Source organism: Methanosarcina horonobensis HB-1 = JCM 15518, from assembly GCF_000970285.1.
Taxonomy (GTDB): Archaea; Halobacteriota; Methanosarcinia; order Methanosarcinales; family Methanosarcinaceae; genus Methanosarcina; species Methanosarcina horonobensis.
In genome coordinates this window covers 3,514,125-3,525,814 of the sequence record NZ_CP009516.1, presented here as the reverse complement: position 1 = coordinate 3,525,814, position 11,690 = coordinate 3,514,125, and the positions used below count along the sequence as shown (strand labels likewise).

Below are 11,690 nucleotides of genomic sequence, written 5' to 3'. Positions count from 1 at the left end.
CACTATTTTTGAGGGAGTAAAGACAGAAAAATCAGCCTAAATATACGTCTGATCTAAAGGCTTAAAATGTATGAGCGCATATTGAATCTGACTTACGGCAGGAACATAAACGTTATATATAAAAATGCTCTAATAAAAAGCAAAGGCTCAGAAAATTGACACGACTTTTAAAGTTCGATTTCTAACCTAGTTTCCCTGCGAGTTTTAAAAAATGTATAATATGTTATAAGATTTAAAATAAATAACTTTACCAGATTTTTATGGAGAATAAACCACGATGAGTGATAAACAGGTTTATGACGCTTCGCACATCCAGGTACTCGAAGGCCTGGAAGCTGTCCGAAAACGCCCGAGCATGTATATAGGGAGCACAGACAGCCGCGGGCTCCACCATTTAGTCTATGAGGTTGTAGACAACAGTATTGATGAAGCCCTAGCCGGCTTCTGTACAAGGGTCGATGTCGCGATCAATCTCGATGGAAGCGTGACAGTAATCGACAATGGGAGAGGTATCCCTATCGACCCGCACCCCGTGCACAGGAAATCAGCTCTTGAGGTCGTAATGACGATACTGCACGCGGGAGGAAAATTCGATAAAAATACCTACAAGGTCTCCGGAGGCCTTCATGGAGTGGGGGTTTCGGTAGTAAACGCCCTTTCGGAATGGACTGAAGTAGAGGTAAGCAGAGACGGAAAGAAGTACTTCCAGCGTTATATCCGCGGAAAGCCTGAGTCTGATGTTCGGGAGATAGGAACTTCGGACATTGCAGGCACAAAAACAACTTTCAAACCCGATGCAAGAATCTTTGAGACCACAGACTTCCAGTATGATATCCTATCAAACAGGCTAAGGGAACTGGCTTTCCTGAACCGTGGCCTTACAATTAGTCTGAAGGACTTAAGAAGCCCGGAAGGGCAGGCAGAGACTTTCAATTATAGTGGAGGAATAGTGGAATTTGTGGAGTATTTGAATAAGAAAAAGCAGTCCCTCCACGAAAAGCCGATCTATTTCGAGCGGCAAAGGGATGATATGGTTGTAGAAATTGCAATGCAGTACACGAACAGCTATACTGAAAATGTCTACTCTTTTGCAAATAATATCAACACCCATGAGGGTGGAACTCATATCATTGGTTTTAAGACCGCCCTTACAAGGGTCGCAAACGATTACATAAAAGCCAACAAACTCTCCAAAGAAGACGCAAAGCTTACCGGAGACGATGTAAGGGAAGGTCTGACTGCGATCATCAGTGTCAAGCTTATGGAACCCCAGTTTGAGGGGCAGACCAAAACAAAGCTTGGAAACAGCGAAGTAAAAGGGATAGTCGATTCCCTTGTAACCGACGGGCTTGCAGAATACTTTGAGGAAAACCCCAAGGTTGCAAACATCATCCTCGAAAAAGCCCTCCTTGCCCAGAGAGCCAGGGAAGCTGCAAAGAAGGCAAGGGAACTTACAAGGAGAAAGAACGCGCTTGAAGTCAGTACCCTGCCAGGAAAACTTGCGGACTGCTCAGAGAAGAACCCTGCAGCCTGTGAGATCTATATTGTTGAAGGAGACTCTGCAGGCGGTTCGGCAAAACAGGGCAGAAACCGAAGCTTCCAGGCGATTTTACCTCTTAGGGGCAAGATCCTGAACGTAGAAAAATCCAGGCTTGCAAAGATTCTGAAAAACAACGAGGTTATCTCCCTGATTACAGCCATAGGGACAGGCGTAAGCGAAGACTTTGATCTCGAAAACGCAAGGTACCACAAGATCATCATCATGACCGATGCCGATGTAGACGGAGCACATATCCGAACCCTCCTCCTTACCCTGTTCTTCCGCTACATGAGGCAATTGATCGATGCGGGGTACGTGTATATTGCCCAGCCGCCTCTTTACCGGATAAAGAAAGGAAAGGCAGATTACTACGTGTACTCGGATAAAGAACTGGCAGATAAGGTAAAAGAAATCGGTGAGAAAGGACTTGCCATCCAGCGTTATAAAGGTCTTGGAGAAATGAACCCCGAGCAGCTCTGGGAAACCACCATGAACCCTGAGAGCCGGACCCTTTTGCAGGTCACTCTGGAAGATGCGATTCATGCCGACGAGATCTTCCGTGTCCTTATGGGAGACGAAGTCGAGCCGCGCAGAAATTTCATCGAAACACATGCAAAAGAGGTTGTGGACCTGGATATCTGAGGCGGTAAAAAATGGCAGAATATGAAGATAAAAACAAATCAGAAGCAGAAATGAAGAAATCATACCAGGCAACCCTTATTCCGGAAGACCCGTCAGAAGACACGGCTGAAGAACCGGAAACAGAAGAATTATCAGGCTTTACATCCGGAGAGCCTGATGAACCCCAGACGGATAAAGAATCCAGCTTCGAAGAAGAAATCGGAATCGATACTGACTTCGAAGACCCGGGCGATGAGGAACCGGTAAGAGCAGGAGTTACCCCCATCCTTATTGACGACGAGATGAAACGCTCCTACATTAACTATGCAATGAGCGTAATTGTCGGAAGAGCTCTCCCTGACGCACGTGACGGTTTAAAGCCTGTCCACCGCAGGATTCTTTTCTCCATGAATGAGTCCGGGATTACCCACGACAAGCCCTACAAAAAGTCCGCCCGTATTGTGGGAGACGTGCTCGGTAAGTATCACCCTCACGGAGATTCTGCAGTTTATGACAGTATCGTACGCATGGTCCAGGACTTTTCGCTCAGATATCCTTTGATCGACGGGCAGGGTAACTTCGGGTCAATAGACGGAGACTCGGCTGCAGCCATGCGATACACCGAAGTCCGTATGGACAGGATTGCAAAGGAGATGCTGGTTGACATCGACAAGGAAACCGTTCCTTTCAGGCCTAACTATGACGGCTCCCTTGAAGAGCCGGAAGTCCTCCCTGCAAAGCTTCCAAACCTCCTTATCAACGGCTCAACCGGTATTGCCGTGGGAATGGCAACAAACATGGCGCCTCACAATATAAGTGAGGTTATTGACGGAACCCTGATGCTTATTGACAACCCCGAAACGCAGGTTTCGGAACTGATGAGCGTTATAAAAGGTCCGGACTTTCCAACAGGTGCCCATATCCTGGGGACTTCAGGCATAAGATCCGCATACATGACAGGCAGAGGTCCTGTAAAGATCAGGGCAGTTGCTGAAATTCAGGAACTTAAAAAAGACAGGCAGCAGATTATCGTAACCGAGCTCCCTTACCAGGTAAACAAGGCAAGGTTGATTGAAAATATTGCCCAGCTTGCACGGGAGAAGGTAATTAACGGAATCTCAGACCTGAGGGACGAGTCCGACAGGGAAGGAATCAGGGTTGTGATCGAGCTTTCAAAAGGCATAAATCCCAAGGTTGTCCTGAACCAGCTCTACAAGCACACTCAGATGGAGACCACTTTCGGGATCATCAACCTTGCCCTTGTGGACGGAAAGCCCAAAGAGCTGAACCTGAAACAGCTTCTCGAGATCTACCTGGAGTACAGGATGGAAATTATCCAGAAGCGGACGCTATATGACCTGAGGAAGAGTGAAGAAAGAGCCCATATCCTGGAAGGGTTAAAGATCGCCCTTGACAATATAGACGCAGTTGTTGCCCTTATCAAGAGTTCTGCAAATGGCGATGAAGCAAAACAGGGTTTAATGGACAACTTTGCCCTTGACGAGGTTCAGGCAAAAGCTATCCTGGATATGCGCCTGCAGCGTCTGACAGGGCTTGAGACTCAGAAAATCCTTGAAGAACTTGAAGCTCTCATAAAACTGATCGCCGAACTCAGGAAGATACTGGCAAGTGATGAGCTCAAGTACGAAATCATCAGGACCGAACTTATTGAGCTCAAAGAAAAGTACGGGGACACCCGCAGGACAAAGATTGTACATCACACTGAAGATGTGACTGATGAAGACCTGATCCCCGAACAGGACGTTGTGGTAACAATCACAAATAGTGGCTACATAAAGCGCATTCCGCTTGCTACCTACACCATGCAGCGCCGCGGAGGCAGAGGAATTATCGGCATGGAAATGAAGGAAGAAGATTTCGTTGAAAATCTCTTCGTTTCGTCAACCCATAACTACATCCTCTTCTTCACAAACAGGGGCAGGCTCTACTGGCAGAAAGTCTACGAGATTCCTGAAGGCTCCCGCCAGTCAAGAGGCAAAGCCATAGTTAACCTGCTTGAGTTGCAGGAAGGCGAAGCTGTCAATGCAATGATCCCTGTAAAAGAGTTTGCCGAAGACAAATACCTCTTTATGGCAACAAGGGCAGGCACGGTCAAGAAGACCCCGCTTTCCGAGTTCAGGAACCCGAGAAGAGCCGGCATTATCGCAGTCAGCCTTGACGAAGGCGACGAGCTTGTTAAGGTCCTCCTTACCGACGGAAAACAGGAAATTGTGATGGTTTCAAAGAAAGGCAAAGCCATCCGCTTTTCCGAAGAAGACGTCCGTCCTATGGGCAGGACTGCTAGAGGAGTCCGCGGCATGACCCTTGACGGCCCGGATGATGAGGTAGTCAGCCTGGACCTGGTCGACGAGACCACAACCCTCCTGACAGTGACCGAAAACGGCTTTGGTAAAAGGACGGAATACTCCCAGTACCCTGTGTACCGCCGTGGTGGAAAAGGAGTGATTACAATTGTCACAAACCTCAGGAACGGCTTTGTCTCGAACGTTAAGTCTGTAGCTGAAGACGACGAACTGATGTTTACGAGTGCAGAAGGCATCATTATCCGCATCCCTGCAAAAGACATCTCCATCCAGGGCAGAAACACTCAGGGTGTACGGGTTATGAACATTAAATCCGGGGACAAAGTCGGCGGTATGGCAAGGATCAAAAACGGAAAAGAAGACGAGAAGCTGAAACAGACAGCCCTTTCCAGAAAAACAGCAAAAGAAACGGGAGCTGAAACAGAAGACGAAGAGGTCGAAGAGGACGAAGTCGAAGAACTCGATGAGTTTGAAGACATTGACGAATCCGAGGAAGAAGAAATAGAAGAGGTAGAAGACGAAGAAGAAGATGAAGACGAAGAAGAGTACTGAATGATTCTGGGTGAAGGAAATAAGCCTTCACTCAAATCCATTCAAAGTGCTGTCGGAAGAGATTATTTTGGGGACTTTTCCGGCGGCGAAATTTCAGTCTGGAGGGGAGCTGGGCGGGGAATAATTTTTGGGTGGGAATAAAATGTTTTTTAAAAAAGTTGGGTAACCGTTTTTTACGAATTTTTCTGAATTTAACTCTAAGGCGGGAAGTCCCCTTCCTCGACAGCCATCAGGCTGGCAGGTGGGGGATGAAAGCCGTCAACTTCTACAAAACAACATTAGCATAATTATTATACTTATAGTTATATCAATATAGTGATAACTATGCAGTATAAACTGGATCGAGGAAGCCATTCTGTATATTCACTCCATTATCATTTCGTCCAATGTGTGAAATATAGAAGAAAGGCTCTAACTAATCCTCTAATTATTGATTTTCTCAAAACTAAAATCCATAACATAAGTGAAACCTTCAAAGTTGAAGTGTTGAATATAGAGTGTGACAAAGATCACTTTCATTTATTATTTTCAGCAAAACCTTCACTCGATATTCCAAAGTACATTAACACCATCAAAACAATAACTTCAAGGGAGATTCGAAAAAATTTTCCTGAAGTAAAAACTATGTTATGGAAAGATATGTTCTGGTCAAGATCGTATTTTATAGCATCGACAGGGCAGGTAACCCTAGACGTACTTAAAAAATATGTGGAGAATCAAGGCAAATATGCATCTGACGAAGAAGATCAAGATAAATCCAACTGAAGAACAGGTAGATGTTCTTTGGCAACTCTCGGAACAGTGTAGATGCCTCTATAATTTCGCTCTAGCTGAAAGAAAAGAAGCATGGAAAACTGAACAGAGAAGTGTAAAGTATGTAGAACAACAGAATCAGCTTCCAACATTAAAAGAAAAATTTCCTGAGTACAATATAGTGTATTCTAAAGTACTGCAATCAGTTCTGAAAAAGCTCGATGCTAGTTATAAATCATTCTTTTCGCTCTGGAAAAATGGTGATAAATCTGCAAGACCACCAAAATTCAGAAGTGGAAAATATTTTATAACTCTGGTTTACAATCAAAGCGGATTCAAAATCAAGGATGGAAAACTCAGTTTCTCTCATAAGGTAAATGAAATCCCATTATCTTTCGAAGTAGGAAACGCATTTGATTTGTTGGCAATCAAGCAGATTGAAATTTACAATGATGATCCATATAAGGGCAGAGGAAAATTCTTTGTATCCATAACATACGAAGAAACTCCAATCACAGAGTATGTTGATAACTATTTGTATCAAGCAATAGACTTAGGAATTACAAAAATAGTGACAGCACTAAACACTCAAGGAAAATTCTTTGAAGTTAAAACACCAAGAACAGATAAATATTGGAATTCGAAGATAGATCTAATTAAATCCAGAAGAGATCATTGTAAAGAAGGAAGCAAGAGATGGAATAGACTACACAAAACATATAGAAAAATAGAAGCAAAGAAATCTAATCAGATCAAAGATTTTCAGCATAAGCTTTCTAAAACCATGATTGAGAACACTAAAGCCAATACTATAATTGTTGGTGATCTTAGTGTCAAGGAAATGGCTCAATCTAAGAAGTTAAAAGGAAAAAGAAAACGTTCTCAAAACAGATCAACCCAAAATCAAGGATATTTATCTCGCTTCATCGAATTTTTAGCCTATAAAGCAGAATTTATAGGTAAAAGGGTAATAAAAATTGATGAAAGCTATACTTCAAAAGAGTGTTATGTTTGTGGAAAAAGACACGAGATGCCTCTTTATGAACGGACTATGAAATGTGATTGTGGAAACGTAATTGATAGAGATAGAAATAGTGCTATCAATATTATGAAGCGGTTCTTATCACAGAATGCCCTGTGGACAGGCTATCAGAAGTTTTCTGATAATCTTCGACAAACAGGTTTACTGATGGATACATGCATTCTGCAAATATCCAAGTGATGTAATCACTCGAAGGAAGCTCCGTCCTCGCTTTCGAAGAAAGCAGGGAGGGGTAGTTCACGGTTGAGTTTGATTATAATTTTCTTGAACACAGACAGTTTAAAATATATTGAGTCGAAAGAGTTAATATATCGAAAAATCTTATATTCAATATTTCTAGTTGTCTTATCACGCTTATACACATCTTGGGGGGATGTCAAACAAGCCTTACATTTTGATTTATTAGACGATGTTAGAAAGTAATATATATCTGGACCTTCATTCTGACTTTTAACACAATCTTCCAAATAAATTTAATGAAGTTTTTTGTTATAAAAATTATCAGAACAACTGTGAGAGAGCAAACATAAAGGAGGAGTAAAAGAATGCAACAATTGGAGTTATTGCCGCCAATGAATGCGAAAGTTGGAGATATAATCGAGGTTTCACTGCCGTCAAATCCTGTTTCAACCGGCTATAGCTGCTTACTGTCAGAGATGCCAGGGTGTGTTTATTTCATAGAGTCAACATACACACCTGATAAGCAGATCATACCTGGAAAATGGGGAACCAGCCGCTTCAAGTTTGTTGCAATCAAGAAAGGTAAAGGCAGATTTGTCTTCCGTAATGTGAGGTTCTCTCACCCTCTTAAAATAGAAGAACCTACTATTATGCAAGAGAGATTTATTATAGTAGATTGATGAAGTGGCTTTATTTTGCCATTTACATACTTTTTTGATATTATTCTATGGGTTTTTTACATTGAGTTTTAGAGACGAGTTTTGAATCTCTGTTTTGGATTTTTATAGCTTTCATTGGCATTTTATTGGTATTTATAAGTAAATATGAAACTGCAAGGTAATGTTTAAAAATGAATTTCTAATTTTTTGTCGTTCTCCTGTATCTAAAATTTCAAGAAAAATCAGTCAGTCCTCGTCGAAGTGACAAATTGCATGAAAATTTCGGCGGCGGGCTTTGAGTCAGGAAGAGGAGCCGGGCAGGGGACTTATTTTTTGGGGCGAGTTTTTTGAGTAGATTTTTGAAAAGACCGAATACTGGTTTGTTTTACAGATTTCTTAATTTTGGGATGGGTTCAGGCTGAAACTGTTACCAGATATAGATTGTTTTTCTTCACTTTTGCTGTTGACTTGAAAGTTTGTTCATATAGCTTTCGTTGGCATTTTACTAGTGTATATAAATGAATATAAAATTGCAACGTAAGGTTTAAAAACAAATTTCTGATTTTTTTGACCGTCCGTTGATTTTTACGGATTCTTGTTACTCAGGCCGGTTCGATTTTTGATGCTTCTTAAAAACAGGGCAGCCATACGACTGCGAAGCAGGCGGTTAGTTGTGAAAAAAGACAAAACAGAATATTCCAAAACTAAACACAGAGCAGAGATTTAAAAATTCACGAATCTTTCATAGCTTCAAGCAGCATTTCAACAATCTTAGAAGGTATAGGCATCCCAAATGCTGCTGTCGATAACACTGGAATAAGTAATTTAATGATCTCACCAGAAGCCAAACTCACTATTTTAATAGCCTCACCATCAACAATCTCACCATAAATCAAATTCGCTATCACGTTTTCTGAGACACCTACGCTGAAAGATTTAGCTTTTCCTTTCAAAATCTCAGGTATCTTTTTTAGATCTGCGAGTTTGGATTTTGCTTCTGCTTTCTCCTTTATAGGAATCTCTGCTGTTTCTATGATTTCTTCAATGGATGAACTGTTTTGAACAATCTTTTCACTGAAACGCTTTAAAGCTTTGTAATCTCCTTTTTTCATAAGCTCAAGCATCTGCGATGTGAATTTCCTGATACATTCTCCTTCTTTACCGCCGACATCGTTTGAAATCTGCACTAAATTGTCAAGGTCTTGCTGAATATTATTGATTTTTCCCTTTATTTGTCTAAGTTCAGCAGCCGTACCTTCGAATCCTTCTTCAATCTTACCCTCTATTTCGGTAAATCCAGAATGTAGCTGACTCTGGATTTCATCAATTTTGTTCTCAGTGCGTATTGAAATCTCTTTTACCTGTTTTACATCTTCAGAAACAGTTTCCATTCTTTCATTTGTTTGTCCATGCTTATAATATTCCAGATCTATTCTTTTACGATCTGAGTACTCACAGAGCAAACTGTAAAAATTAGACGAAAATTCCCTTTTTCGAATTATTTCCTGCCATGCAGAAGGATCTCTTTTATTTACAATCGCTTTCTTAAAAACCTCACACATTTGCTGTCCCTGTTTATCCCCATACTCGCGGAAGATGTTGCAGCCTTCTTCAACATTCTTTGCAGCTTCTTTGTATGCTTCCTCACTAAAACAATCAATAAGAGCTTGTAAGAGGTAAATATAAGCTGACACTCTATCTTTGATGATCTTAATTTGTGTCCGGTCTCTTATTTCTGTAAGTTTTTTCACTGCGAGTTTCAACTCGTCTTCTTCGTTAATGGTACTTTTCAAAGCGTTTTCAAGATGGCACTCAAAGACAGTGTAATCATAATAATCAAGAAAGATACCTGTTTTCTCTTCTAATTTCCACTTAGATATAAGCTCACAAAAAGATATGGTGTCAATTCTCGCCTGGCAGAATTCGTCCATGAATTTATAAAATGGGTATTTTGAAAGCTCATAGGCTTTATCATATTCACGAGATGCTCTGTTTATTCCTGACTTACCATCAAATTCAAGTAAATTGGCACGTATTTCGTGAATTTTTGCCATTACAATTTCTTTGTACCTAATATTTCGATTTCTTATCTTTTCTTCAATATCATCGAGATATCTCTCCAACTCTTCAAGATATTTCTTATCTCCCGTTTTGAGGAATTTGTTTTTTAATAGACTGTTCAAGTTCAATAAAGCCAGAGAATATGTCCAGCCATCTCCTAATTTTTCAAGAATTGAAATACTTCCTAAGTACAATCCCCGTGACATTTCAAAATTTTTATTATCATCCACGTTCATTTCTGCAAGAATTGATCTTGCAGTGCCTTCGTTTACCAATGCACGAGCATAATCTACACTCGTTTTGGGAGATATTTCTCGGGAAAGTTCATAAAGGTGTATAGCAGTTTCAAGATTTACCCTACTGTCAACTCCCATCTCTGCAAGCAGTTCTCTCGCATTACCCTCGTTAGTCAATACACAGGCGTAATCAACGCTTGTTTTGGGGAATATTTCTTGGGAAAGTCCATAAAGATGTATAGCAATTTCAAGATTTACCTTACTATCAAAATTCATTTCTGCAAGTTTCTCTAGTGCATTACCCTTGTTCATCAATGCGCGAGCGTAATCTACGCCTTCTCTGGAAAATATTTCAGAGGCAGTTTCACAAAGATATACGGCATTTTCAAGGTTTAAACTACTATCAACACCTATCTCTGCAAGTAGTTCTCTTGCATTACCCTCATTCATCAAAGCCCGAGCATAATTTACACTTGTTTTTGGGGATATTTCTTGGAAAAGTTTATATAGACGGATAGCTGTTTCAAGATTTTCTTTACTATTAAAACCCATCTCTGCAAGTGTTTTTCTTGGGCTACCTTCGTTTATTAACGCACAAGCATAAACAGTACTTGTTTTGGGAAATGTTTTCTGGACAATCTCGCAAAGGCGCACAGCCTTTTCAAGATTCTCACGACTATCAACACCCATTTCAGCGAGCACTTTTCTTGCATACCCCTCGTTAATTAACGTCAGAGCATAATCTGTGCTTGTTTTGGGGATAAGTTCCTGAACTTTGTCATAAAGATTAAACGCTGTTTCAAGATTTTCTCTACTATCAATGCCCATCTCTGCAAGTCTTACTCTTGCATTCCCTTCGTTCGTCAGTGCAGAAGTGTAGGATACACTCGTTTTTGGGAAAATTTCTTGAACGACTCCATATAGTCGGACAACAGTTTCAAGATTTACTTTGCTGTCAATACCTGTTTCTGCAAGTATTTCTCTTGCAGAGATCTCGTCAGTCAACGCACTAGCGTAATTTTCACTTGTTTTTGGAAAGATTTTCTGGACAGTTTCATAAAGACGGATAGCAGTTTCAAGATTTTCCTTGATGTCAACACCTATCTCTGCAAGCTTCAATCTTGCAGAACCCTCGTTTGCCAATACGAGAACATAAGACGCACTCGTTTTTGGGAATATTTCCTGAGCAGTCTCGCAAAAATGGATAGCAGTTTCAAGATTTTCCTTGATGTCAACATCCATCTCAGCAATCTTGATGCAGGCAACAGCATTATTTCCTAATGCACGTTTAGCTTTTTCTCTATTATTTTCGGAAAGAGAAACATATAAACTATAATAGAATTTACTGAGAAGAGCATTATGCAGTTCATCAATCCCTTTTAACGTGTTTTTTAAAGAGAATGATCCCTTAATTTCAAGAAAATTGCATAATCTGTCCATCTTCTGTGAGCTAAACAACTTGGAAAAGCAAATAATTCTTAAAAATTCCTCTTTGGTAAAGCCAACTATTACATCAGCTGGAAGATCGATAATGGTTTTAGAAAACAATCTTTTGTCCTTATTTGCAGCAGAAGATTCCAATTTATTCAGGAAGGCTTCTTTATCCATATTATGAGATATTTACTAGCTCGCTTTAAATTTTGCTAATTTATTTGACAGATTGAAAGAACTCAAAAACGAGAATTTAGCGCAACAAACTTAAAAACAATTATTTCTTCGAAA

7 protein-coding genes are annotated in these 11,690 nt (G+C 40.6%); 6 read left to right on the top strand and 1 reads right to left on the bottom strand.

The window, feature by feature from the left end; all coding sequences use genetic code 11:
- Positions 1 to 277 precede the first annotated feature (277 nt).
- The 6 genes from gyrB (at position 278) to MSHOH_RS15460 (ending at position 7,692) form a co-directional block, all read left to right on the top strand.
- Positions 278 to 2,182 (top strand): DNA topoisomerase (ATP-hydrolyzing) subunit B, encoded by a 1,905-nt coding sequence (gene gyrB, locus MSHOH_RS15480; protein ID WP_048140973.1) that lies wholly within the window; start codon positions 278 to 280, stop codon positions 2,180 to 2,182.
- A gap of 11 nt (positions 2,183 to 2,193) precedes the next feature.
- Positions 2,194 to 5,037, top strand: coding sequence for a DNA gyrase subunit A (gene gyrA / locus MSHOH_RS15475; protein ID WP_048140971.1), 2,844 nt, complete (start codon positions 2,194 to 2,196; stop codon positions 5,035 to 5,037).
- Positions 5,038 to 5,178 carry a hypothetical protein gene (locus tag MSHOH_RS23990; RefSeq protein ID WP_158024205.1) on the top strand — a complete coding sequence of 47 codons (141 nt, stop codon included), beginning with the start codon at positions 5,038 to 5,040 and terminating at the stop codon, positions 5,176 to 5,178.
- Positions 5,179 to 5,361: 183 nt separating this feature from the next.
- Positions 5,362 to 5,802, top strand: coding sequence for an IS200/IS605 family transposase (tnpA, locus tag MSHOH_RS15470; protein ID WP_048140969.1), 441 nt, complete (start codon positions 5,362 to 5,364; stop codon positions 5,800 to 5,802).
- A complete protein-coding gene (locus MSHOH_RS15465; protein ID WP_048140967.1) occupies positions 5,765 to 7,012 on the top strand; it encodes an RNA-guided endonuclease InsQ/TnpB family protein in 1,248 nt (415 codons plus the stop codon). Before tnpA ends, MSHOH_RS15465 begins: the two co-directional genes overlap by 38 nt.
- Before the next feature lie 365 nt (positions 7,013 to 7,377).
- Positions 7,378 to 7,692 carry a protease inhibitor I42 family protein gene (locus tag MSHOH_RS15460; protein WP_048140965.1) on the top strand — a complete coding sequence of 105 codons (315 nt, stop codon included), beginning with the start codon at positions 7,378 to 7,380 and terminating at the stop codon, positions 7,690 to 7,692.
- Between the two features lie 710 nt (positions 7,693 to 8,402).
- Here the strand turns inward: MSHOH_RS15460 and MSHOH_RS15455 are convergent.
- Positions 8,403 to 11,576 (bottom strand): hypothetical protein, encoded by a 3,174-nt coding sequence (locus MSHOH_RS15455; RefSeq protein ID WP_048140963.1) that lies wholly within the window; start codon positions 11,574 to 11,576, stop codon positions 8,403 to 8,405.
- Positions 11,577 to 11,690: the final 114 nt, after the last annotated feature.

Bases quoted from the DNA above. Each gene is read 5' to 3' on its own strand.
- MSHOH_RS15460 (WP_048140965.1), top strand. From the start codon at position 7,378: ATGCAACAATTGGAGTTATTGCCGCCAATGAATGCGAAAGTTGGAGAT.
- MSHOH_RS15465 (WP_048140967.1), top strand. From the start codon at position 5,765: ATGCATCTGACGAAGAAGATCAAGATAAATCCAACTGAAGAACAGGTA.
- MSHOH_RS15455 (WP_048140963.1), bottom strand. From the start codon at position 11,576: ATGGATAAAGAAGCCTTCCTGAATAAATTGGAATCTTCTGCTGCAAAT.
- gyrB (WP_048140973.1), top strand. From the start codon at position 278: ATGAGTGATAAACAGGTTTATGACGCTTCGCACATCCAGGTACTCGAA.
- MSHOH_RS23990 (WP_158024205.1), top strand. From the start codon at position 5,038: ATGATTCTGGGTGAAGGAAATAAGCCTTCACTCAAATCCATTCAAAGT.
- tnpA (WP_048140969.1), top strand. From the start codon at position 5,362: ATGCAGTATAAACTGGATCGAGGAAGCCATTCTGTATATTCACTCCAT.
- gyrA (WP_048140971.1), top strand. From the start codon at position 2,194: ATGGCAGAATATGAAGATAAAAACAAATCAGAAGCAGAAATGAAGAAA.